Consider the following 24,851-nt stretch of genomic DNA (forward strand, 5'->3'; position numbering starts at 1 on the left):
CACAGTTCCTTGAGCGGAATACCCGACTCGGCCTCGCGCAGAAAGCCGATGATTTGTTCTTCCGAATAACGCTTCTTCACGTCCAGTCTCCTTGGATAAAAGGGATTGGACTCTAAATCACGGTGCTACTCAAATCCGGGGTGACGTCGGCAACGCGCCATATTCAGTTCATGCGGTCGCCATATACGGTTTAGCTGGCATTGACCGGTTTGGCATCTGGCACACATGAATTCACCGGGAACACGCATGTGGTTCATGCATTGCCATATATGAAACCACATTAGCGAGATGCCGGTTTCCATGCATTAGACCCGACATATTCAAGCTACATGGGTGCCACATCCGGTTTTGCTGGCATGCACCGATTTCCTATCTGGCACACATGCATTCGTCGGCAAAACACATATCTGGTTCGTACATTATTGCATATCAAATCATATCGGCGAGATGCCGGTTTCCACGCATTAAACCCGACATATTCAAACCCCATGGGTGCCATATCCGGTTTTGCTGGCATATACCGGTTTCCCATCTGGCACAGATATACTCACACCAGGTGGCAACACATGACCTCACATTGACCCCCCACTCAAACCACATTCAGATGTTCTACCCGTCAACAGGTGGCACTGAGTCCATTTAGCTATTTATGATAGCAACAGAAAAAATTGCAATAAAGCCAGTTGAACACCTCGAGAATTTCGTCAGCGGCTGCCTGCGGAATCAGCAATGAAAAATGCCCCAGCTTCAGCTTGGGGCATTTTGCGTTGTTGATTGCATCGCTAACCACCAACAATCCAATCTGCAAACATTTAATGTCTGACATGATTTTTTAGCTTTCACCACGACCTTGCCCCATTCAGGGCAAGCCCGCGTGCGGTACAGCAGAAGCTAGCTGTTCAAATTTTTCTATATATATAAATAAAACCTGTTAGTTCTCTGGGAGTTTGGCTAAACGTAGTCTATATACTCTCTTCGTAGACAGTATGCTACGACCTCAGCTTTTCCTGCTTGATCCATGTAAATTCCGTGCGAATAGTCGGGATGGTAAACCCTAGGCTGAGAATATAGCAGCTCGGCATTATCACCAATTTTTCGAGCTGCCAACGCCATTGCCAGCGCATGGGGCTTAGGTCCTAAAGGTATCATATCTATTGGCGCCGAGCTATCACGCGCCAACCCGTCAATCCATTCCATAGCTGCAAACATATCTATAGCATGAATGCGTTGGATGTCAGTCTGAATGGAAATGTTCGGAATTAATTTTCGCAATAAATCCCAATTCCTACGAAATCCTGGAGACCCTGGAGGAAAAGGAAATAAAAATTTAAGCTGCCTCCCCCGAGCTTGCTCTAGAAGATCAGTTAAGTTAAAAGCCATATAACCGACACTTACAACCATCGTAGTATCACCACCGTCTGAACTTACCCTGGCGAAACCGGGTAACGCCGATGGTGGCTCCGCATCCTCCGTGAGCAAGCCCTCTTTATACCCTTCGGCGCGGGTATAACATATGACCAGATCTCGTAAATTCTTTGAAGCGAGCAAGCGGGAGACTATAAACAAAAAAAATCTTTTTGGCATAGCTGTAATATCAAGAACCAGCGAACCTGAAACCAAATCTAATTCTCTAACAAATTGATGTATCAATGATGGAGAATCTAACAGGCCACTTATATGTAAGTGGACGTCTTTTCCCAAGGCTGAAAATATTTTTCCTTGATGATAATCCGTTCTCGTTCTTATTTCGTCGGTAAATCTATTCGGCGGATCATCTATCCGCAGTACAAAATGCTTACCACCTCGAATGTTCGAGGACACCCACTCAGATACAGCGGTACATCTTGGTTCAAAAGATGTGCAGCATGCACTTGACCACTCCCGGGCTCCGATACGCGGCATAAGCCAATTCACGTTGCCCCAAGGACGAATCACAGCCACCTCTATCTCCTAGAAAAGCTCTGTTTGGGTCGGGCCATCATCATGCTGATATTTAGAGGATCTTGGCTCAACGAGAGAATCGTTATATACGGCAGTTAAATCGCCTATCGATACGTATATAGGCTCTTTCGTTCTTACGTGAGGAATTCGGAAGTTTGGACTAAGAAGCGGGTTTAGATACCACTTCTTACGCGGCTTTGCGTCTTTCGTCTTAGTTGTGTGAGATGACTCTATTAAATCACCTTGATCTCTGCAGGATCGTATTAAGTCGCTAATAAAATTTTTATTGTCGAACTCACTCACCAATAATGAAATTCCATTATGTCCAGGATTTGATAGTGCCTTATCGCCTCTAATTCTGCGTGAAAACCATGCGCCTAGGGCAGAGATAAACCGTGCGCGCTTATCCCCATCGGTTCCTTCTTTCAATTTGTCAGCCCAAATCCTGCTGGCCTCTGCAACGCCAATAACTTGCTCATCAACGCCAATACGGGGAAATTCAATACTTTCTAACTCTGCATCAGATAACTTCCTTAGCCATGCGGCCCAAATAGCACGGCAGATAGTCATAAATGCCAAGATATTAGACCCGGACAAGTCGATCAAATGACTTTTTCCGCTCCAAATCAAGGTCTCATTACATTCGCCTGCAATCTGAACCAGCGCGGCTTCATACCTTTCCTTTCTCCAATAAGGCCGATCCCTCCATGGGAATGTACCAATTTTGGATGCGTCCCGTGCAATCCCGCTTCTTTGCTGCGCACGTTGACGAAGCCATGCAGCGCCAAGCATTGCATCCAGCGGGTCAGACTCCCATAGAGCGTCTAAGACTTTTTGCCATTCCGGGGCATAACTCCTAGGCAACCTGATTTGTGAGGGTTTACCTTTCACGTACAATTTAGCACGCTCGATGGGTTTTATCGAATCACCAAAAACCTCAAACAAAAGGCCTTTAGGGTAAGGCTTACTAACATCCAACCCATAAACGCCCAACCGTCGACGAAAAACATCTTCGGCAAAATCCTTAAATGGAAACCCTAAAGCCTTATTTTCGTTCCTCTTCAAGATTGAATCAATATCAATCATGGAATAGTCTCGCATATTCTCCAAATATGCGCCGCTACCCCATACGGTCATTTCCTCAGTCCATGCGTAGTGGCGTGTTCCAATTCGATAAGCGACGCGACCATCTCTCATAGCCAACATTCGGTTAATAACCTGCCTAAACAGACTTGCAGTTCCACTACTGCGCTCTAGTTCGTATAATTCCTCATGCTGATCTATTTTAAGATAAATTAAAGCTTCTCTTGGAAGAACACCTGACTCGCGCAGGGCCTCTGCCAGAACGGCCACTGGTTCACCGATGTCCGTTTTTGTTTTTTCAATTTCTGCATTGAGAGAATTTACACTAAAATTAAAATATCGCCGATATTCCGAGAGTCGGAAAGAAACACGCTTGACGATTTCTTCAATAGATTTGCAGCCCTCAAAAAAAATGCCCCACACGTCGGATAATAGGAGTATTTCAGTCAATTTACTCTTATAGGATCCCGACCAATTTACAGGAAGCTCGTTTTCAAGAGCACCGGTGCTAATTTGCTCTTCAGCCAAATAAATAACGTTTCTCAACAAGTCCTGAACAAGCAAATAATTAACATAATCCGCAAATGTAGCAGCAGCCCAGCCTCTTCGTATTGGCTCAGGAAGCTCTGACAATCGCGCAGTCACAATTCTTGCATTATCTCGGGTGAGATTTATGCCCGCCGCAATAAAAGCCTTATAGTCATTTGGTGCTGGATACTCTGTGCCCGAGTTGGCGTATGCAACTCGTGTTTTGGTGTTTAGCAGCCCAAGCAGCATGCTCTTGCCACTTCCTTGCCTACCGCGCACCACCACATTTCCCGTCCCAAACAGCTCCTCTGCATGTGAGGCGACCATAGGACTGAACATTTTTACGAATTCTTTAGGGTCAAGGATCTCCGTGACCCATAAATCATGAAAAGGGTTATCAAATCGGTTCACGACTTCTTCCTTTGCGGTTCCCTAATCGCCCTCGGAAATAATGGCTGCCAATTGGAGCTAGAATAATGATAAATTGGTGGTGTATTATTGGGGCAATTACTATGCATAACCATCAGGCTACCGGTGGCCTCCCATCCATAGCCTTTCCCATTTAATTCCTCATTTTTTGCTATTTTTTTATAACCTGCATCCATTGCACCGCGTAGTTCTGCGAAAAGCTTAGGTTCGCTACTTTGAGGAATTTCACTAATTAAACAGCTATCCTCAATCACCAAAACTGGATTATAACTAATATCTTTTCGTCTCGAACTTGATATTAACTCCCTAATTTTACGATCTCCCGGAGCGCAAATAATTAACGGAACTAGAAAAATTGGGCCAGTAAAAACCTCAAAAGCAAATTTCAGAACTCTCACTACCTGACCACCGCTTCCGACGAAGTCTTCAAGCAGAACCAAATATTTTATATTCTCGGTTTTTTTGTATTCTTCTATTTTTTCTTTACAAGAAAACTGCTTCAAACTGGCCCAATCCGGCCTATATGGCTTTCCACTCATACGTGATATATGTAGAAATGCGCTGATCCTCAAACTGTCTGTCACCGGGCAGGGCCAGCATGCACATAACTCAGAATCAATTTGAGTTTCTGCATCAATTCCGAAAATATCTATTTGTGCTTGATCAATGAGCCAAGGAACTATCTTATGCTGCAACGCACAACGATACAACTCTTCAAATTCATCTTGCCCCGCAAAGAAAAGGTATTCCACAGATCGGAAAGCAGCCCACTGCTGTTCCTCTGTATCGAAGTTGCATAGCCATATATTTAACTTTGAAAGAAAACCCCTACTGGTTAAGCGGGCTTCCTTTTTAATCGGCTCATATTGCTGAAATAGTTTTTCTGCTAACAACTCGTAATGTGTACGAAGGCGGATTGCCAAGCGCATTCGCTCTCCATCCACTGGATGGCCAACACGCTGCCACTGTTCAATTAAGTTAAGCTGCATACTCATAAACACAATCCACGCCTAATCATCTTACCAATGGACAGGCCCATTGCCGGTGGAACCGCGTTGGCCACCATTTTAAATTGATCACTTTGTGGTCCATGGAAAATGTATCGATCCGGGAAGCCTTGTATGCGTGCAGCTTCACGAACGCTAAATCCTCGTGGTTCATCGGGGTGCAGAAAGCAGGTAGGATCACCAAATCTTGAATCTACGGTATGTGAAACACCGTTTGGACATGGTCGACGATACTTACCATTGAACGTATGTTTGAGATCAAGAACCCCGCCAAGGTCGCGCAAATAATTTTTCTGCAAAAGAGATTTTACATCTGCAGCGACGCATCTTTTTAGTTCTGCCTGCAACACATCTAAAGGAACTGGATCCGCATCGCCAAAGTCTCTAACTCTTCGCCTGCGGCGTAACCCCATTAGAGAACGAAGAATTTCAATCTCAGGGTCCGATACGAAGCCAAAAACCTCCGGGATATTCCAGGTGTGAACTGATGCACTTCCGCCGCGTACATTGCAAAGCTTTTGTCCTGATCGAATATGCGAAGCTACTCTATACTCGTTGGAGTCTTTAGCAAGCAATCGGGGTTCATGATTTTCACAAGACTCGGCGCCATGAATTACCTCGGCAAGACTTGGCATGGTACAAATATCTAGTTCTGGGCGAAAACTAGCTCCAGTGTTCCAAGCGATCAAAACCACACGCTTACGCAACTGAGGCAGGCCTGTTTCACGTGCATCCACCACTAATGTGGTTGTTTGATACCCAGCAGATCGAATTGAGTTGCACACAGTGTCCCAATGTATCCGGTGTTTACCTTGAATCACACCTAGTACGTTTTCAAACACAATTACTTTAGGCCGAGCTTTTATCGCAATCGCAGCAGCCGCGTGTAAAAGATTATTCCGCGGGTCATCAAATTGACGTTTACCCGCGGTGGAAAACCCTTGGCATGGAGAACCTGCAAGAACAACATCGCAGACAATGTCCGCTGGAAGCATTCCGGTAGATAAGTCATATACGGCACCATGGTCTCCAATATTTTTTTTGTAATTTTCTATGGCTAATGGCCAGATATCGTAAGCAGCAAGAGGCTCAAATCCCGCCTCAATGAAGCCGAGGTCTAATCCTCCACATCCTGCGAACAAACTTATAAAACGTGGCTGCTGCATTTATGTTCCGAGATTATTTTTTTTACCCAAAAAAAGGGGGCGACATCAACACTGTAAACATAATGCGTGACTACCGTAAGAATTACTTCATCCCACAGCGTTTATGCCCTAATTTTACCGCCACACTGCTACATGGCGCCACCAGTGAAGCGACGGTTTATGTATGCCGCGGCGCATTAGCACAGTGACGCTGTAGCACCGCCCGGGTTCAAACGCGTGAATCGAGCCTGAATAGGATGGATGGCGGAACATTCATAGAGCAAACAACTCGGGAGCTTTCATCACAACCTGAAACTCACAACCTGAAACGACCAAAATAGCAGGAAGCTGCGGACACAGCCTAAACTAGTTTCAAATTTTTTTAAGAACAAGCCGATGACACCTGAACGATCAAAGCCTGTCGGCAACCCCGCCATGGTGGCTGCATGTTCCACGATGATTCTGGCTGAAACTGTACGTGCCATCCCCGCACTTGGCCGTTGCTCCATCCGGCGCTCGACCACTCTTGGTATGTGCTGGTTTGTGAACGGTGTTGCCCGCCTTGTTGACGTAAGTGCCCTGTTCAACCAGGTCGTTATCAGTTGAAGGTGCTTGAACTGTTTGAGACGCAGCCGGGTACTTGGGGGGGACTTGGCGAACACCGGCTGGATTGCCAGCGAGAGAATCAGTAACGCTTCGGCTAGCTTCACAAATTATCGTTTTCTAATTTGATATTTCAGGAATCTAGCAGGCCGTTCATTCTGGATGAATGGTCAAATAGCGTTCATGATGTAATTACAACAACTATTTTTTATTTGTCTCCTAGCTTTCGCGCATGGAGATCAAGATGAGCGAGCGCAGCAACCGAGGTGTACTAATCCACCCGGCATATTCCCAAGCGTGAGCGATGGCTACCGACCCCTGCGGCCCCACCAACGAAAGCGTGTTGCATTGGCAACCGTTGAAGGTGTTTCCAATGAGGGCATCAAGCGACAATGTAAATTCACAGCTTTCACCACGACCTTGCCCCGTCCCGAAGCAAGCTCGCGTGCAGTAATGCAGAAGCTAGCTGAACAAATTTTCTATATATAAAAAAACCTGTTAGCTGCCTGCAGGGCATCAAATACTTCATGTATTCATACACCCAATATTGTCATATCAGGACTTCACATCAGCATGGTCGCCGCGCTCGCCGGATTGGCAGCCGGCGGTGTCGTTCGCCGCATCCCCATTCTCGCCCGCCGCTTGAGCATTCCCCGATTGCGCCTGTGGTGTGGGCTAGCTGCGGCGATTGGCTACAGCCTGTTGGCCGGGCTCGGTATCCCGACGCAACGCGCCGTCCTCATGCTGGCTGTTGGCGTTCTGTGCCTGGTCAGCGCGCGGCCGATGGCACGCAGCCTGATCTGGCTGTTGGCGTTGTTCATCGTGGTACTGGTTGATCCTTTTGCCGTCATTTCTGCCGGGTTCTGGTTATCGTTTCTGGCCGTCGGCGCCTTGTTGTGGCTGAGCGGCAACCGTTTGCAACAAGCGCGAGGCTGGCGCGGCTGGGCGTCTATGCAACTCGCCGCAACGTTAGGCACCCTGCCCATTCTGCTTTGCGTATTCGGCCGCATGCCGTTGATTTCTCCACTGGCCAATGCCATCGCCATTCCAGTAGTCAGCATGGTGGTCACGCCACTCACTTTGGTCGGACTACTGGACCCCACTGGTTATGCGCTGCAGGCGGCGGAACGCGTGTTTGCGTACACCAACTTTGCTGTGACATGGCTGAGCAGCTTGGCACCTTCCCCGGTTTTCGTTCCGCCATCGCGCTTTGCTGTGGCGTTCGCGCTGCCGGGCGTGCTGATCTTGCTGTTGCCGCGTGGGCTGCCCGGGCGCTGTTTTGGACTGGTGATGCTATTGCCCTTGTTCGTTGTTCCCGCTGTCCGAGTAACTGAAGGCGAATTCCGGGCAACGGTAATCGACGTCGACCAGGGCTTGTCGGTATTGATCCAGACCCGTCAGCACACGCTAGTGTTTGATACTGGCAAACCCGGCCAGGCGCAGCGGGCAATCTTGCCGGTGCTGCAAAGCAACGGCGTTTCATCACTCGACACCTTGGTGGTGTCGCACAAAGATAATGATCACTCCGGCAGTGCCGAAGCGCTGATGCACGCGATTCCGGTGAATACGTTGCGGGCGCAGTTGCCGACGGATCATCCGGCCCATGCGCTGGCCCGACACGATGAACCTTGCGCAGCTGGCGACGCGTGGACTTGGGATGGCGTGGAGTTCACCGTGTTGTGGCCAGTGGCCGGAGAACCCATGCCCGATGAAAATGCTCGCGGTTGCGTACTGGAAATCGAAACCGCCCATGCCCGCATGCTGATTACCGCCGATGTGGGCGTCGCCCAGGAAGCCACCATGCTGGAGCGCAACTGGCTAGGGCATTTCAACGTCGTGGTCGCCGGGCACCACGGCAGCATTACTTCGTCATCACTAGCATTTGTCGAGACGACACACCCGGACTGGGTGGTGTACTCATCCGGCTTTCTCAACCGCTTTCGTCATCCCCGGCCAGAAATCGTCGCACGTTACGCCGCGCAAGGTGCGCAGGATTTGCGCACCGATCGGGATGGCGCCGTCATCATCACAACCAGCGGTAGCGAAGTGGCCATTGAGCGCTGGCGCGAAACGCATCCGCATTACTGGTTTATGCAGTGGTGATAAGCTAGCGCTCTATTAGTACATCCATATCTGCAGCGCTTCGCCGCTTGATTGCGCACTTGCGAGACTTCCATGCCCACGCTTTCTGCCATTTATCGTTATCCGGTTAAATCCACCCAAGGTCTGTCGCTACAGACCAGTGAGTTGTCCCCGTTGGGGCTGCCCGATGATCGCGCGTGGATGGTGACTTCAGCCGATGGCCGCATGATTACCGGGCGTGATTGCCCAACGCTGGTCAAAGTCGTCACCGACGTGGACGAGCACAGCCTGACCTTGTCCGCTCCTGGCATGCCGGTCCTGAGCGTGGAACGCGCATTGTTTAGTCAGGCCTGCCCGGCATCGGTGTGGAAAGATGATTTTGCAGCCTGGTCTGGCGCCAAGTCGGCAGACGCCTGGTTCAGTGATTATCTGGGCCGCGCGGCGCGGTTGTTGTATACCGGCGAAACCCAGCGTCGGGTGCGGCCTTTTCCGGATGTGCCACTGTCTTTTGCCGACGGATTTCCACTACTGTTGATTGGCGAAACTTCACGCCAGCAACTCAGCGAATGGGTTGGCCGGGATATGGAAATGGCACGGTTCCGGCCCAACCTGGTGATATCCGGCGCGCCCGCCTTTGCCGAGGATGGCTGGAAGCAGATCCGCATTGGCAATGTGATGTTTCAGATTGCCAAGCCCTGCGGGCGCTGTGTATTCACCACGGTTGATCCTCAAACGGCCGAAAAGTCAGCCGACCAGGAACCGCTGCGTACCATCGCCCAGCGGCGTAAAGGCCCGGAAGGGGCAGAGTTCGGACAAAACGTGCTGGCAGGCAATGTTGGGCGGGTTGAAGTAGGCATGCCGGTTGAGATTCTGGAGTAACCGTCCGCCTGCGGGGTGCTAGTTAGCGCTCATGCGCCAGCCAGAGACACCCGTGCCACGACCGTATTGCCTTCGCCCTGATATTCGATCTGATCAAACGACAGCATGCGCGCCATGGAAATGCCGCGCCCGTGCGGATCAAACGCCCGCTCCGGTGAAAACTCCAGGAATGGCCGCCAGTCAAAACCCGCGCCCTGATCGGTGATCACGATGGTGATTGCCGACTCACCCCGCTGAAACTGCACCCTTACGCGGCGGCCGGCGTAGTCCGGGTGGCTCAGCCGGGACTCAATTTCATCCTGCCAACGCCCTAACTGCAACAGCCGCGTTTTTTCGCCATAGCGAATGCCTAAATTGCCATGCTCAACCGCATTCACCAGCAATTCGGACAAACCCAGCGCCACGCGTTGGGGTTCCGGGCAGGCGTGCGATAACACTAGCGTGAGTTGCCGGGCTTCTTCCAGTGAACGGAATTCGAACTCGGCATTGATCAACTGGCCATAATTGCCAGCTTGCGCCACCAGTTGCTGTTCCAGCCGGCGCTTTTCGCGATAGAAATCCACCGCCGCGCTGACAATGGCCAGCAGCATGTCGCGCTGAAATGGCTTTATTAGATAGTAATACGCCCCTGCGGTAAGCCCTTCCCGCACGTTTTCCGCTGCGCCAACTGCCGTTTGCATGATCACGGGGACCTGCATCAGCTCCGGTTGCTGCTTGAGCCGCGCCAGCAATGCCATGCCATCCATCCGCGGCATCATGCGATCCAGCAATATGGCATCGAACGCCCGATCAGTTGCCAGCAAGTCCCATGCAGCCTCGCCGTCTTCGGCAGTAATGACTTCATAATCAGCGTCTTGCAGATGCTCGCTCAGGATTTCGAGATTGAACGGCTCGTCATCCACAATCAACAAACGGGGTTTTCTATCGATACTGCCGGAATTCATGAATACAGCACTCCTGAGTCAAATCATGCGGCGAACACACCTGGGCCGCTACTTTGCCAGTGATTGATAGAGCTCGCTAAACGCTTGCGCAAGTTTATGTCGTGGATCCAGTTGCACCAATGGCATCGCCCGCTCATGCGATTCGCGGATTTTGACCGAACTGGATAAATAGGGCTGCAGTACCGGCAGCCCTTGGGCGGCGAGTTCCTCGACCATTCGGGTCGGCAAACTGGCGCGCGCCTGAAACTGGTTCACGATGATGCCTTCCACTTCCAGCCGCGGATTGTGATCCGCCTTGATTTCCGCCACTCGCCCCAGCAAACCGACCAATGCTTCACGCGAAAACGCGTCGCAATCGAAGGGAATCAGGCACCGATCGGCGGCAATCAGCGCTGAAAGCGTAAAGAAGTTAAGCGCCGGTGGCGTATCGAGCCAGATTTCGTCGAAGCGCCCGCCAAACTCCTGCAACGATTCACGCAGCTTGTAGATCTTGTAGCGCGCTTCCAGCTTGCTCTGCTGCTCGGCCAGGCTGTCGCCAGCAGGGAGAAGAAACAAGCCCTGGCACGGCGTGGCATGGACGAAATCATCCATCACGTGAGCGTAAAGACTGAAATTAAGTGTTTGCTCGAAGAACTCGGTCAGCGTCGGCGTGGCCTGCGCCAGCACCTCGCCCAACAGGTAGCGACTGGTGTTGGCTTGCGGGTCGAGATCGACTACCAGCACCGAACGACCGGCTATGGCGGCCGCTGCAGCGAGATTGACTGTGATGGTGGACTTGCCCACCCCCCCCTTCTGATTGAACACCACACGACATACCATGGGCAGTTATCTCTTACCAGAGCCTTGCGGGAAGTCAATATAGCACGCGGGTATGTAGCGCGTTAGGTCAAAAAAATTCCGTAAAAATTCACATTATGCCGTTGGAAATAGTTACGGGTGTGCCAGAAGCCCTCTCCTTAAACTGCATCCAAGTTTGCGGCCATGCCGACAAGCCAAACAAGACGTGGATTAAGACAAAGGAGAACACATTATGAAAATCAAATACACAACACTCGCAGTTGCCCTGGCTCTGGGCGCTGGCGCTGCCATGGCTGACGTGACCATCGACGGTAACATCACCGGTGGCGTGCAATACCTGAAGGCTGGCGATACCAAGTCCGGCGGTGTTTCTTATGATGCAATCATTGGTGTGTCCGGTAGCGACAAGCTGGATGCCGGCGGCAAGCTGATCTGGCGTGTTGAGCAAGAAATCCAGAACCAGCCAGGCGACCGCACCCAAGGCGGCACCGCCAACTGGGGCAACCGTCAAGCGTACATCGGTCTGACTGGTGACTACGGTACGTTCCGCGCCGGTAACATGCTGACCCCGACTTATGACACTCTGGACGCTCTGTACGGCAACACTGGCGCAGAATGGCTGGCACGTGACTACGGCGTTGGTCAATCCAACTACGCCAAGAACGTCGCTCGTTACGACACGCCTAACCTGTACGGCTTTAACGCTTCGGCAGCTTACCTGTTCGAAGACCAAGGCGTGCAAGGCAACAAGGGTTACGACGTTGCTGCCACCTACAAGTGGGAAGGTCTGGGTATTCAAGGTACTTACCAAAAGCGTGACAACGTTCAGTCCTCCACGACCGACGTGACCTCGCAAGACGTTCTGCCTGATGGTACTAACACCAAGAACTGGTATGCCGGCGCGAACTACAAGTTCGGTAACGGTATTGGCGTGAAGGGTGGCTTCAAGCGCTCTGAAGGCAGTCTGACTGGTACGGATGCCAAGCAAGACATGTGGGTTGCACAAGGTTCGTACGAAACCGGCAAGCACGGCGTATACCTGAGCTACTTCAATCTGCGTGACACCAAGGTTAACGGTGTCGATCAGAAAGACTCCGGCGCACAAGCAATTGATGCACGTTACAACTACAGCCTGTCCAAGCAATCGCTGGCGTTTGTTGACGCTCGCTACGTGAAGAACCAGGACAACGCATCGTTCAGCGCAGCTGACGACGCCCTGTACTACGGCAACGTTGACACTGCCGCTGCTGGTCAAAACAGCTACCGCGTCATGGCTGGCGTGAAGACCTACTTCTAATCAACCGGTCTCTCCTGGTAATTTGAAGTTAGCCGGGCCGCAAGGCCCGGCTTTTGTTTGCGCGTCATTTGGGCAACTGCGGGATTCATCATTACCGATAATGCTGGCGAAACTGCCTTGGGGTAATTCCTTTGGTGGCCAGAAACTGGCGATTGAAATGCGCCAGATTCCGATAGCCCGCAATCTCGGCAATCACCCCAACGGGTTTGCTGGTCTGGATGAGTAGTTGGCAAGCATGCCCGATGCGCAACTGCGCCTGATACGCCGTCACGGTTTTGCCGGTATGGCGCTTGAAGAAGCGGTGAAACGCCCCGACCGACAACGCCACCTTGCGTGCCAATTCCTCCACCGGCACTGGTTCGGCAAAACGCTGATGCAAAATATCCAGTACCTTGCCCAGCCGTTCACCACTGCCATCCGTACTCGCCCGCATGATCTGTGCAGATAATGTCTGCGCGCTGGCGTCCTGCGCCAGATCAAGCAACACATCCAGCAATACGGGCATGCGCCGCCCGGCATCCAACGCATTTAACGACAGCAATTTGGGCTGCACGCGAGCAGCCGCTTCGGCAGAAAAAGCCAATGCTTGCAACGCGTTATCCGCCAGTCGCTGGATAGGCAGCAACTCCGGCAAATCCGTCACCAACCGCGTTACCCAATCCCGACTGAACCACACCACAACTGCCAGCACCGGGCGTGTGCTTTCCAATGCCTGCGCGGCGGACCAGGTATGTGGCAAGTTAGGCCCGACCAGCACCAGATCTCCATCGGCAAAGTCGCCCAGGTGATCCCCCACATAGCGCTGGCCGCACGCGTTAACCGTCAGCGTCAGTTCGTATTCGGGATGGTAATGCCACTCAAAAGGCAACTCCGGTAGCTCGCGCCACAGCAACGCCCAGGATGCGCCATCGGGAACAGTAACGTGCTCTAGTTGCGGCTTCACTTTTGTACCTGCACTGCGCAATGAAACGTCACAATAGTATCAAACTGCGCCAGCTACGGCGCAATTCACCGGTCTTTGCCCGTGCACAATCAACCGTCCACACCGGAGACCGACATGAATGACCGTTATCAATACGGCGACAATCGCCCAGGCAACCCATCTGTTGCTTATCTTGAACAAGTCCAATTGCGTGATCTGCAAAAGCAGCTACCGTTGCGAGTGTTGAGCGAGGCTGACTTCGCTCACTGGCAGCGTTATGGCTTTGTAATCATCAAACAGGCCATCACCCCGGCCGAGGTCAAACGCACTACCGATTTTTTATGGGAGTTCCAGGAGTTAAGCCCGCAAGACCCGGCCAACTGGAGCAAGCCCCAGTTGCGCGACCATGAAATGAAAGAGCTCAATGGCTCCGGCATGGTCGAGGCATACCAGAACCAGACCATGTGGAATAACCGCCAGAACGAGCGCATCTACAATGCGTTTGTGGATATCTGGGACCGCGAAGACTTGTGGGTCACTATTGATCGCGCCAATCTCAATCCGCCCAATCAGGGCACCCGCAAGTTTGGCGGATTCATTCACTGGGATTCCGACACCACGCTCGATCCGCTGCCAGTCAATGTTCAGGGCGTACTGGCGTTGTCTGACACCACTGAAGAAGGTGGCGGTTTTCAGTGCATTCCCGAATTGTTTGAACACTTTGCCCAATGGCGCCAAAGCGCCCCGGCGGATCGCAATCCGTGGCAACCAGACTTGGCCACCGTACCGTGGTCGCCGCGGTTTATTCCGATGCAGGCTGGAGATTTGTTGATCTTCAACAGCTTGCTCGCCCACGGTATCCGCCCAAATACCTCAAGCAACAAGGTGCGGCTGGCCCAATACATTTCATTTACCCCTGCTGACGAAACCAATACCGAGTTGCGAAATTGGCGCGTCGCTAGCTGGTACCGCCGCGAACCGGCGCGGGGCTATGCCTTTCCTGGCGATCCGCGCAATTGGGAGCAAACGCGTTACCCGCGTGCTGCCCTGTCGTCGCTGGGCGAGAAAATTCTTGGCTTGCGACGCTGGAGCGATGAACAACTGGCCGTTGAACCAGCAACGCTGCAACCGGTCACTCAATAATCCAGGCTTTCCTTGCACTAGTTTGGCCCCGCTTCGGCGGGGTCTTTTTTTGGGCCAGCCATTTGCATGTCGGCATCGCTGGCGTCCAACAAAAAACCACCCGCCGGTGGTTGTTTGTTGTTTGCATGCATCCGCAAAAGCACAAAGCGAAACTCAAGCAACCGGTGGCTTGGTCAGGTCTTTGGAGCTGAAGAATGCGTCGGAGAAGAATTCATCTTCCGGCAAGCCGCGCGAAACAAAATTCTTGAAGGCCGCCTCCACCATCACCGGTGCACCGCAAGCATAAACCTGCCGCCCGGCCAGACTACCAAAGTCATCCATCACCGCTTCGTGCACCAAGCCCGTACGCCCCGACCAGTTGTCTTGCGGCAATGGGTCTGACATTACCGGGACAAACTTGAAGTTCGGATGTGCTTGCTGCCAGTCGGCAGGCAGCTGCGGCATGTACAAATCCTGCAAGCTGCGGCAGCCCCAGTACAGGATCATCTCGCGCTTGATGCCCTTGTTGAAGGCGTGCTCCAGAATGCCCTTGATTGGCGCAAAGCCGGTACCGGTGGCGATGAAGATGATCGGCTTATCGCTGTCTTCACGCAGGAAGAACGACCCCAGCGGGCCGGTAAAGCGCATGATCTCGCGCTCTTTCATCTCATTCCAGACATAGTTGGCAAACTCGCCACCGGGCATGCAGCGGATGTGTAACTGCAGGAATTCGTCATCATGCGGGGCATTGGCAATAGAGAAACTGCGCTTCTTGCCACCCTTGGTATGCAGGTCGATGTATTGCCCGGCCAGAAACTGCAAACGTTCAGTCGTCGGCAGCTTGAACGACAGTACCGCGACGTCATGCGAGATTTTTTCGATCTTCTGCACCCGGCACGGCAAGGTTTTGATCTGGATATCTTTGGTGGCCGAGACTTCACGGCATTCCACCGTAATGTCGCCCGTGGGAACCGCGCAGCAATACAACGCCATGCCACGCTCACGCTCCATATGTGGCAAAGCGGATTCGGCGTAACCATCTGGATAATCGACTTCGCCACTCACCACTTGGCCCTTGCAAGCACCACATGCGCCGTTTTTGCAGCCATAGGGCATGCTGAAACCGGCAGCAATGGCGGCATCAAGGATAGTCTGGCCGTCTTCCATGGTGATTTGCTGGCCAGCGGGGAGGATGGTAAGTTGCTTGGACATCGTAAAATCTTTCCAGATCAATCAAGTGTTGCCAATAAACAGAAATAGATCGCGTCACCTCATGCGCCCCCGCTTGTTGATAGCCGGTTGTGGCGACGTCATTTCGCGCGCACTGCCCTGGTTGCTGGCACGGTTTCAAGTCTTTGTGATCTGCCGCCGCGAAGATCAGGCCGTCGAACTGCGACACGCCGGTGCCCATGTATTGCGGGCCGACCTTGACGATGCGTCTACACTCAGCCGCCTCGGCGGCCTGCGCGCAGCACTGATTCATAGCGCGCCGCCTGTTGCTTCAGGTGAGGCCGATTTGCGTACTCACAAGTTGCTTGCTGCATTACAAAAATCGTCGGCAAGACCACAGAAGCGGCCAATTTTAGCATACCCAACCCTGGCGGCTGTCTACATCAGCACGACCGGGGTCTATGGAAATGCCGACGGCCAATGGCTGGACGAATGCGCGCCATTGCGACCGGATTCCGCACGTGCCCGGCGACGAGTCAGCGCAGAACAGCAAATGCGGACTTGGGCGCGGCGCGCTGGTCGCCGCTTAAGCATCCTGCGGGCGCCTGGCATCTATGCCGAAGGCCGTTTGCCAGTAGAACGGGTTAGGCGGGGCGATCCTTCTATCAATCCCGCAGAGGACAGCTGGTCCAACCATATTCATGCCGACGACCTGGCCCACGCGGTTTGCCTGGCGTTATTTCGGGGCAAACCATTACGGGCCTACAACGCGGTGGATGATCACCCGACACTCATGGGCGACTGGTTTGACCAGGTTGCCGACGCCTGCGATCTACCCCGACCACCACGCATCGCCCGCAGCGAAGCCAGTCAGCAGCTGTCACCGGCGCTGATGTCGTATCTCAATGAATCCAGAAAACTGCGCAACTGCCGTATCAAACGAGAATTGCGCCTGCATTTGCGCTGGCCCACGACAATGAAATATTTGCATTCGCAAATTTCTCATAAATTGCCTAAGGTCAAACCTCAGTAGGTCACCGAGTCGTATCGTTTTCCAATTAGCCACGGCTTGCCGTGGCTTCCTCCTTTTATCCTCAGGCAAGGAGTCTCATCATGCCGGTTTCCGCACGCGCAGCCGTGGTTCGCGAATTCAAAAAACCGCTCGAAATCACCCATGTCGATATCCCCGATCCAGGTCCAGGCCAGGTGCTGATCCGCCTGATCGCCTGCGGTGTGTGCCACACCGACTTGCACGCGGCCCATGGGGACTGGCCGGTGAAACCAACACCACCGTTTATTCCGGGGCATGAAGGCGTTGGCGAAGTCGTGCAGGTTGGGCCGGGCGTAAAACGCATCAAAAAGGGTGATATCGTTGGCTCGCCGTGGTTGCATGATGCGTGCGGCTGCTGCACTTATTGCGTCACCGGCTGGGAAACGCTGTGCGAAACCCAAAACAACACCGGTTATTCGGTGAACGGTGGCTTTGCCGAATACATGCTCGCCCCGGCCGACTACGTGGCCGTGATTCCGAAAGGGCTTGATCCTGCGGACGTCGCGCCGATTCTGTGCGCTGGCGTGACCACCTATAAAGGATTGAAAGAGACCGACGCCAAACCCGGTGACTGGGTCGCCATCTCCGGCATCGGCGGCTTGGGGCACGTCGCGGTGCAATACGCCAAGGCCATGGGTTTCAAGGTGGTTGCCATTGACCACGGCGCTGACAAACTGGCGCTGGCGAAAGAACTGGGCGCAGATCTGGCCTACGACTACGCCGACGCGGACATGGTGGCCAAAGTGCAGAAAGACACCGGTGGCGTGCACGGCGCGCTGGTTACTGCGGTATCGCCTGCCGCCTTCAAACAAGGTATCGATCTGTTGCGCCGTGGCGGCACGATTTCGCTGGTTGGTTTGCCACCGGGCACTTTTGAAACACCCATTTTTGACGTCGTGCTCAAGCGCATCACCGTTCGCGGCTCCATCGTTGGCACCCGCGAAGACTTGCGTGAATCACTGCAGTTTGCGGCAGACGGCAAGGTCAAAGTGCATTACAGCACAGCCAAACTGGATGAGATCAATGAGATTTTCGCCAAAATGGAAGCGGGCGAATTGCTGGGACGCGTGGTGCTGACCTTCTGACTCTTCAGATCAATCCATCCCTGACGGTTGCCACTTGTGGCTAACCAAAACAAATACCCCGCATCTAGCGGGGTATTTGTTTTATAGGGCGACTCAAAAGTAACCTTGCTCCTAGCGATCGACCAATGACTTACGCTCACGTTCAAGGTGCGCCAGCAAACGCTGCAGCATGGCTTCGGCGCTGCGGCCAATATTGAGAAAGCGGCAGCCGATATGATGCATTTCCTGCCCGGAACGCGTCATCATCACCCGGCGGGAACGCACTTCCAGATTCACTGGCATATTGCCCCACTGCCCCAGTTCCAGTTCGGCTTTGGGCACCTTCTCACCTGGCTGAAGCATTGCCGCTTGAGTTGAGTTTGCCCACAGCCCCACGCCGCCGAGCGAAATATCATGGACCTCCAGCGTGGCTCGCTGGTTACCTGCCAGGATCACTTCACAGGCCCACGGGCGGACCAATGGGGTATCAATCCGGAAAAATTCGCGCCTTTGCAGTTTTACGAGGTCACGCGGAAAAGGAACCCTGAATGCAGGCGAGTCTTCAAATTCGACAATGTCTGGCTGGCCGATCACAAATTGCACTTTCACCCCATCAGGCATGGCCACCACGATATTTCGCTCGGATTTGGCCAGCGCGTCGTTGGTTGCCTGGTGGCCGCCCACATCCAGGATCAGTTCGCGCTTGGCGACATCCACAGCCAGAATGCGCGACAGCATCAACTGCTGACCATGCGAAAAATAGATGGTCACGAAATCGCCCCGCTGCACCAATTGGCGCAAGACGGCTCCGATTTCCAGTACGTTGGTCAGCAAGAACGGTGATACGTCTTCGCCCTCGGCAATGGGGCTTTGCTGTTCTTGTTGGTTCTCAGGCTCGCTCATGCAAGCTTATTCCTCAATCAGGGTATTCAGGTCTTTCGCCAATACCGATGGCGCAGCACCGTAATTTTCCAGCACCCGCAGGCGCCCTTTTCTATCCAGTAAATAACTGCCCGCACTGTGATCCAGGGTGTAATCCGCACCTGAACCTTGTTTCTGGTACACCACTTTATAACGCGCGGCGACGTCTGCCACTTGTTGTGGCGTGCCGGTCATGCCAATAAATCCGGGGTTAAACGCCGGGACATATTGCGCCAGTAACGCCGGGGTGTCCCGTTCCGGGTCCAGCGACACAAACAGGACTTGTACCTGTGACGCCTTGCTGCCCAGTGTTTTCATGACCGCCGCGTATTCTGCCATGGTGGTTGGACAAACATCCGGACAATGGGTGTAACCAAAAAACAGCGCCACGACCTTGCCATTGAAATCCGCCAGACGTCGGGCTTTGCCGTGATGGTCCACCAGCGTGAAATCACCGCCAAAGTCTACCCCGGTAATATCGGTGCCCTCGAATGCGACTTTAGAACAGCCAGTCAACAAAGAGAGTGCTATCAGAACCGCGAATATCGCAGGCCGTAAAAAACCAGAGAGTTTTTTCATTGGGTGGTCCGACTATGTCGCCCGCAAGTTTGCGCCACGCGAAACCCTGACACAAGTGTTCAGCAAAGAAAATGCAACGCCGTCGCTGGCAAGCAGCCTTGCTCGGCTGCGGCAGCATACTCGATCTGCCCCAACAGTGGGGAACGCAGCGCCTTTTGCAAGGTTTGCAGGTTGTCCTCGTAGCGTGACATGGCCGGATCAACCCGGTTGGCGATCCACCCCGCAAACTGGAGTCCGCTCGCCTCTATGGCCTGCACCGACAGAAGCGCATGGTTGATACAACCCAAACGCATCCCCACCACCAGAATCACCGGAAAGCCCAACGCTTTAGCCAGATCAGCCATCATGGCGGACTCGTTTAGCGGTGCATACCAGCCGCCAGCACCTTCCACCAGCACCACATCTGCCTGCTGCTGCAAGGCCGCGGAGCATTGCAGCAGATGTGGCAAAGAAACGTCAATTCCCGCTTCGCGAGCGGCCAGATGCGGGGCGATTGGCGGCATGAAGCGGTAGGGATTCACCAACTGCCCATCTGCCTGCACGCTAGAGGCTGCGGCATGCGCGGCAACGTCAGCATTCCACATAAAAGACTGACCATCTGCATCGCTACGCAGCTCACAACCTGACGCAACCGGCTTCATACCGATGGTTTGCTTGCCTGCTGCGTTAAAGGCTCTCAGCAACTGACAAGTGGCGACGGTTTTACCGACTTCGGTATCCGTGCCGGTAATGAAGTAACCCTGCGCGGCCATTAGCGTGCTCTCGGCCGGAATTCAATCACCTGACTACCATCGGCCAGTGTTCTGGCCGGCATGATTTCAGGTTTCCAGGCGTGGCCATAAACCACTTCGTAGGTTGCTGGCAGTTCGCCATCTCGCCTGAATTGCTCGTAATTGGCCACGACCCGCTGCCATGCCGTTTTGCCCATCATGCCGCTACGTCTGCCGCGCGTTGCGTTATGCGCGCCAATGCCTTTCAGGTCAGCGAGGATAGGTTTGAGTTCGGGATAGGTTAGCGTGATGTGTTCCATGTCCATCACTGGCGTAGCAAAGCCGCTGTTCACCAGCGCATCGCCCAGATCGTGCATGTCGATAAACTGGTTCACATGGGTGTAGCCGTCAACGCTGGCAAAGGCCGAACGCAACTCTTTAAGGGTATCCGGGCCGAGCGTGGAGAACATCAGCAAGCCGCCCGGCTTGAGCACGCGCAGCATTTCGGCAAAGGCCGCATCCGGCACATTGCACCACTGCAAGGCCAGGCTAGACCAGATCAGATCAACCGAGTTGCTGGCCAGCGGCAGCGCTTCCAGATCGCCACATACCTGTACTGGCTTGCGACGGTCGAACATGGCCTTGATGCCGCCACCACCACGTTGCTCACGTGCGATGCGCAGCATGCCGGGCGCCAGATCAAGTTCAATCAGCCGCCCTTCCGGATAACGTTCGCGCAGAATCGGACAGGCAAAGCCGGTGCCGCTACCTGCATCCAGCATGCGCTCTGGTTTGATGCGGATATAGTCCAGCCGTTCGGCCATGCGCTGGACGACTTCACGCTGCAATACGGCTGCGGCGTCATAGGTACTGGCTGCTTTGTCAAAAGCCGCGCGAACGGCGACTTTATCGGTGTAAAACGCTTCACTCATGCCTTGCCCAGCTTGTGCCGTACCGCGCCGATGATCATCGGCAGGAAAGAAATACCAACAATGCAGATGATCATCACGGAAAGATTCTTCTTGATGAACTCGATGTTGCCAAAGAAATAACCCAGCGCCACCAGACCACCTACCCAAACCAGCGTACCGAATACGCTGAACGCCAGAAAGCGCAGATACGGCATCTTGCCCACACCTGCGACAAACGGTGCAAAGGTGCGCACGATGGGGATGAATCGCGCCAGCGTCACGGTCTTGCCGCCGTGGCGATCATAAAATTCATGCGTGCGCGTCAGGTAATCACGACGGAATATTTTTGAATTGGGATTGCTGAACAGCTTTTCGCCGATGGTACGGCCAATGATGTAGTTGGTGCTGTCGCCCAGGATAGCCGCCAGAATCAACGTCCCCGCCAGGAGGTATGGGTCCATGCCGCCCAGTGCCGCCACCGCGCCGCCCACAAACAGCAATGAATCGCCCGGCAGGAACGGAAAAACCACCAGACCGGTTTCGCAAAAGATCACCGCGAACAGCAGCGCATAAATGCCGGTGCCGTAGTTCTGCGCCATTTGCTGCAGATAAACGTCCAGGTGCAGAAAAATCTGGATCAGATTGAAGTCCATGGGGCGGGGAAGTCCTGTCTGGTTAGAGTGTGACACGCGCAGCCGGAATGGTACGGGTAATCACGGCACTTGTTAAATAAAACTGACTCAGAAAAAGACAACGCCGGCGCAAACAGCGCCGGCGTCATGATCTATTGCATTGCAGATGTGGCGACAAGCCACACCTGTTGGCGGTTAGACCACTGCTTCCTGTTTGACTTTCACTGGCTTGATCATGTTGTCGCGGGTCACGCCAAACATCAGTAATAGTGGCGAAGCCACCAGCACCGATGAATAAATCCCGAACAAAATACCGATCGTCAGTGCCGAAGCAAACCCGTGCAATGCCGGGCCGCCGAAGATCAGCATAGACAACACCATCACTTCGGTCGAACCGTGAGTGATGATGGTCCGGCTCATGGTGGCGGTAATGGCGTTATCAATGATTTCCGGCACACCCTTGCCGCGCATGTTGGGCTTGCGGAAATTCTCGCGAATCCGGTCAAACACCACCACCGATTCGTTCACCGAGTAACCCAGCACAGCCAGCACCGCGGCCAGCACGGTCAGCGAGAACTCCCACTGGAAGAACGCAAAGAACCCGAGAATAATCACCACGTCATGCATGTTGGCGATGATGGCGGAGACCGCAAAACGCCACTCAAAGCGAATCGCCAGATAGGCCATGATGCCGACGCAAACCAGCGTCAGCGCGGTCAGGCCGTGCGACACCAGTTCATCGCCCACCGACGGCCCAATAAACTCAACCTTGCGGATTTGTACGTCCGGGCGGTCTTGCTTGAGCGTGTTCAGCACATCGTTAGATAGCTGGGCCGAGGTCTTGCCCTTGATGTTCGGGATACGCACCATCACGTCGCGGGTGTTACCCAGCGCCTGCACCTGAGCATCGCCGTACTTGAGCGAATCAACCTTGGTCCGGACCGAATTCAGATCCACTGACTGGCTGTATTGCATTTCGACCACCGTACCACCGGTGAACTCAACGCCCAGATTCAGCCCTTTGTGCACCAGAAAGAACACGGCCAGCAAGAAGGTCGCCAGCGAAATCGCCGTGGTGATCTTCCCGTAGCTCATGAACGGGATGTCGCGCTTTACATGGAAAAACTCAATCATTTTTTTCTCCCCCGCCTTATACAGCCAGCGTGGACAAGCGGCGACGGTAGCCGTAGAACAAGTTGATCAGGCCGCGGGAAACAAACACAGCGCTGTACATGGAGGTGATGATGCCGAAGCAATGCACCCAGGCAAAGCCGCGCACCGCGCCCGAACCGAAGATCAGCAGAGCCAGGCCGGCGATCAGGGTGGTAACGTTCGAATCCAGAATGGTGGCAAACGCGTGAGCGTAGCCGTTCTGGATCGACATATGCGGGCTCATGCCGTTGCGCAGTTCTTCACGCACGCGCTCGTTGATCAGCACGTTGGAGTCAATCGCCATCCCCAGCGTCAGCGCAATCGCCGCGATACCTGGCAGCGTGAGCGTAACGCCAAGCATGGACAACAGCGCCAGCAGGAACATCAGGTTGGCGCTCAACGCAATGGCCGAGGACACACCGAACACGCGGTAATAGATCACCATGAATACGGCAATGGCGAGGAAACCATACATGGTCGACTCAAAGCCCTTCTGGATGTTTTCCTTACCCAGGCTTGGACCAACCGTGCGTTCTTCCACGATGTTCATCGGCGCGGCCAGCGAACCGGCACGCAGCAGCAGCGCGGTGTCGTTGGCGTCAGCCACCGTCATGGCGCCGGAAATCTGCACGCGACCACCACCGATTTCGCTACGGATCACCGGAGCGGTAACGACTTCGCCCTTACCCTTTTCTACCAGAATCATCGCCATGCGCTTGTTCACGTTGTCGTGAGTGAGCTGACGGAAGATATTGGCGCCGGTTGAATCCAGGCTGATCGAGACCGCTGGCTGGCTGTGATCGTCAAAACCAGGCTGGGCGTCGTTGATGCTGTCGCCAGTCAGTTCTACGTCTTTCTTGACCAGGATCGGGCTAGGTTGACCATTGCGACCACGTTCGGTCATCAGTACCGTGCCATCCGGAACGTTACCAGCCAGCGCTTGCTGAAGATGCGATTGGTCGTCATCAACCAGGCGTACTTCCAGCGTGGCGGTACGACCCAGAATATCCTTGGCCTTGGCGGTATCCTGCACACCAGGCAGTTCGACCACAATGCGGCCTTCACCTTGTTGCTGGATCACCGGCTCGGCCACACCCAGTTCATTCACGCGGTTATGCAGCGTGGTGATGTTCTGCTTCACTGCATCGTTCTTCAGTTGCAGTAAAGAGGCTGGCGTGAAGGTCAACGTCACGGAGTAGTTGTTCGGGTCTTTGGCTTCGGTCAGTGCCATATTCGGCAGGGCTTTGCGCAGCGCGTTGGCGGTGTCATCCACCGTTTGTGCGTCACGCAATTGCACGACTACGCTGTCGCGCAGGCGATCGATCTTGCCGTAGCGGATTTCTTTGTCGCGCAGTTCGCGGCGCACGTCACCGGCGGTTTTGTCCAGCGACTTGCTGACCGCAGCATCCATGTCCACTTCTAGCAAGAAGTGCACACCACCGCGCAAATCCAGACCCAGCGACATCGGCTTGGCACCAATGGCCACCAGCCATGCCGGTGTTTGCGGCACCAGATTTAGCGCCACGGAGTAATCGTCGCCCAGCGCGGACTGGATGGCATCCTTGACCTTGAGCTGGGTTTCAGTGTCTTTGAAGCGCAGCTTGACCGAATTGGCGTCAGCCAGCACAGCTTCTGGGGTAAACCCGGCCTTGGTAGCCAAAGCCGTTACGCGATCTTGCAGCGCGGCATCCACCTTGACGGTGGCCCGGGCACTGGAAATCTGCACTGCGGGGCTTTCACCGAAGAGATTCGGCAGGGTGTAAAGCACCGCCACCACAACGGTGACGATGATCAGCAGGTACTTCCACACGGGATAACGGTTCATGTTCAGAGCCGGTAATGACAAGCGGCAGACGATGCTGCCGCTTCTCGGGTTACGTT

General features: G+C 53.7%; 22 protein-coding genes. 6 read left to right on the forward strand and 16 right to left on the reverse strand.

Features of this window, described 5'->3' with window-relative positions:
- Positions 1–951: 951 nt before the first annotated feature.
- The 5 genes from P4L78_RS07975 to P4L78_RS07995 form a co-directional block, all read right to left on the reverse strand.
- Entirely contained in the window at positions 952–1,941 is a 990-nt protein-coding gene (locus tag P4L78_RS07975; protein WP_309327518.1) for a hypothetical protein, read from the reverse strand.
- 9 nt (positions 1,942–1,950) lie between these two features.
- Positions 1,951–3,963, reverse strand: a complete 2,013-nt coding sequence (locus P4L78_RS07980; protein ID WP_309327519.1) for a hypothetical protein — start codon at positions 3,961–3,963, stop codon at positions 1,951–1,953.
- Entirely contained in the window at positions 3,960–4,976 is a 1,017-nt protein-coding gene (locus P4L78_RS07985) for a hypothetical protein (protein ID WP_309327520.1), read from the reverse strand. Before P4L78_RS07985 ends, P4L78_RS07980 begins: the two co-directional genes overlap by 4 nt.
- A complete protein-coding gene (locus P4L78_RS07990; RefSeq protein ID WP_309327522.1) occupies positions 4,973–6,154 on the reverse strand; it encodes a DNA cytosine methyltransferase in 1,182 nt (393 codons plus the stop codon). The genes P4L78_RS07985 and P4L78_RS07990 overlap by 4 nt, the downstream gene beginning before the upstream one ends.
- Before the next feature lie 390 nt (positions 6,155–6,544).
- On the reverse strand, positions 6,545–6,850 hold the full coding sequence (locus P4L78_RS07995; RefSeq protein WP_405051526.1) for a DUF3761 domain-containing protein: 306 nt from the start codon (positions 6,848–6,850) through the stop codon (positions 6,545–6,547).
- 438 nt (positions 6,851–7,288) lie between these two features.
- On the opposite strand from P4L78_RS07995, the gene P4L78_RS08000 reads away from it, so the two are divergent.
- Both P4L78_RS08000 and P4L78_RS08005 read left to right on the forward strand, forming a co-directional pair.
- The gene (locus P4L78_RS08000) at positions 7,289–8,839 is read left to right on the forward strand and encodes a DNA internalization-related competence protein ComEC/Rec2 (protein ID WP_309327810.1); all 1,551 of its coding nucleotides are present in this window, start codon (positions 7,289–7,291) and stop codon (positions 8,837–8,839) included.
- Positions 8,840–8,911: 72 nt separating this feature from the next.
- Positions 8,912–9,697, forward strand: a complete 786-nt coding sequence (locus tag P4L78_RS08005) for an MOSC domain-containing protein (RefSeq protein WP_309327524.1) — start codon at positions 8,912–8,914, stop codon at positions 9,695–9,697.
- A gap of 29 nt (positions 9,698–9,726) precedes the next feature.
- Here P4L78_RS08005 and P4L78_RS08010 read toward each other — a convergent pair whose 3' ends face one another.
- Positions 9,727–10,641, reverse strand: coding sequence for a response regulator (locus tag P4L78_RS08010; protein WP_309327525.1), 915 nt, complete (start codon positions 10,639–10,641; stop codon positions 9,727–9,729).
- A gap of 48 nt (positions 10,642–10,689) precedes the next feature.
- Positions 10,690–11,460, reverse strand: coding sequence for a ParA family protein (locus P4L78_RS08015; RefSeq protein WP_309327526.1), 771 nt, complete (start codon positions 11,458–11,460; stop codon positions 10,690–10,692).
- Between the two features lie 211 nt (positions 11,461–11,671).
- Between P4L78_RS08015 and P4L78_RS08020 the strand changes: the two genes are divergently transcribed.
- Positions 11,672–12,736 carry a porin gene (locus P4L78_RS08020; RefSeq protein ID WP_309327527.1) on the forward strand — a complete coding sequence of 355 codons (1,065 nt, stop codon included), beginning with the start codon at positions 11,672–11,674 and terminating at the stop codon, positions 12,734–12,736.
- A gap of 91 nt (positions 12,737–12,827) precedes the next feature.
- Here P4L78_RS08020 and P4L78_RS08025 read toward each other — a convergent pair whose 3' ends face one another.
- Entirely contained in the window at positions 12,828–13,679 is an 852-nt protein-coding gene (locus P4L78_RS08025; RefSeq protein ID WP_283150342.1) for an AraC family transcriptional regulator, read from the reverse strand.
- Between the two features lie 114 nt (positions 13,680–13,793).
- Between P4L78_RS08025 and P4L78_RS08030 the strand changes: the two genes are divergently transcribed.
- Entirely contained in the window at positions 13,794–14,801 is a 1,008-nt protein-coding gene (locus P4L78_RS08030; protein WP_309327528.1) for a phytanoyl-CoA dioxygenase family protein, read from the forward strand.
- A 153-nt stretch (positions 14,802–14,954) separates the two neighbouring features.
- Here P4L78_RS08030 and P4L78_RS08035 read toward each other — a convergent pair whose 3' ends face one another.
- A complete protein-coding gene (locus P4L78_RS08035; RefSeq protein ID WP_283150344.1) occupies positions 14,955–15,992 on the reverse strand; it encodes a CDP-6-deoxy-delta-3,4-glucoseen reductase in 1,038 nt (345 codons plus the stop codon).
- On the opposite strand from P4L78_RS08035, the gene P4L78_RS08040 reads away from it, so the two are divergent.
- The gene (locus P4L78_RS08040) at positions 15,946–16,983 is read left to right on the forward strand and encodes an NAD-dependent epimerase/dehydratase family protein (protein ID WP_309327529.1); all 1,038 of its coding nucleotides are present in this window, start codon (positions 15,946–15,948) and stop codon (positions 16,981–16,983) included. The two genes, P4L78_RS08035 and P4L78_RS08040, sit on opposite strands and share 47 nt — an antisense overlap.
- Before the next feature lie 80 nt (positions 16,984–17,063).
- The gene (adhP, locus tag P4L78_RS08045) at positions 17,064–18,086 is read left to right on the forward strand and encodes an alcohol dehydrogenase AdhP (protein ID WP_309327530.1); all 1,023 of its coding nucleotides are present in this window, start codon (positions 17,064–17,066) and stop codon (positions 18,084–18,086) included.
- A 111-nt stretch (positions 18,087–18,197) separates the two neighbouring features.
- Here the strand turns inward: adhP and P4L78_RS08050 are convergent, their stop codons facing one another.
- From P4L78_RS08050 to secD, 7 genes are all read right to left on the reverse strand, one after another.
- Positions 18,198–18,968 carry a flagellar brake protein gene (locus P4L78_RS08050; RefSeq protein WP_283150347.1) on the reverse strand — a complete coding sequence of 257 codons (771 nt, stop codon included), beginning with the start codon at positions 18,966–18,968 and terminating at the stop codon, positions 18,198–18,200.
- Between the two features lie 6 nt (positions 18,969–18,974).
- Positions 18,975–19,565: an SCO family protein gene (locus P4L78_RS08055; RefSeq protein WP_309327531.1), complete on the reverse strand. Its 591-nt coding sequence runs from the start codon at positions 19,563–19,565 to the stop codon at positions 18,975–18,977.
- A 59-nt stretch (positions 19,566–19,624) separates the two neighbouring features.
- Complete coding sequence (bioD, locus tag P4L78_RS08060) at positions 19,625–20,317, reverse strand: dethiobiotin synthase (protein ID WP_309327532.1); 693 nt, start codon at positions 20,315–20,317, stop codon at positions 19,625–19,627.
- Positions 20,317–21,207, reverse strand: a complete 891-nt coding sequence (bioC, locus tag P4L78_RS08065; protein ID WP_309327533.1) for a malonyl-ACP O-methyltransferase BioC — start codon at positions 21,205–21,207, stop codon at positions 20,317–20,319. Before bioC ends, bioD begins: the two co-directional genes overlap by 1 nt.
- Complete coding sequence (locus P4L78_RS08070; protein ID WP_283150351.1) at positions 21,204–21,839, reverse strand: DedA family protein; 636 nt, start codon at positions 21,837–21,839, stop codon at positions 21,204–21,206. The genes bioC and P4L78_RS08070 overlap by 4 nt, the downstream gene beginning before the upstream one ends.
- 174 nt (positions 21,840–22,013) lie before the next feature.
- Positions 22,014–22,949 carry a protein translocase subunit SecF gene (gene secF, locus P4L78_RS08075; RefSeq protein ID WP_283151403.1) on the reverse strand — a complete coding sequence of 312 codons (936 nt, stop codon included), beginning with the start codon at positions 22,947–22,949 and terminating at the stop codon, positions 22,014–22,016.
- A gap of 19 nt (positions 22,950–22,968) precedes the next feature.
- Entirely contained in the window at positions 22,969–24,795 is a 1,827-nt protein-coding gene (gene secD, locus P4L78_RS08080; protein WP_309327534.1) for a protein translocase subunit SecD, read from the reverse strand.
- Positions 24,796–24,851 lie beyond the last annotated feature (56 nt).

The sequence above is a fragment of the Silvimonas sp. genome (assembly GCF_031291215.1).
Lineage (GTDB): Bacteria > Pseudomonadota > Gammaproteobacteria > Burkholderiales > Chitinibacteraceae > Silvimonas > Silvimonas soli.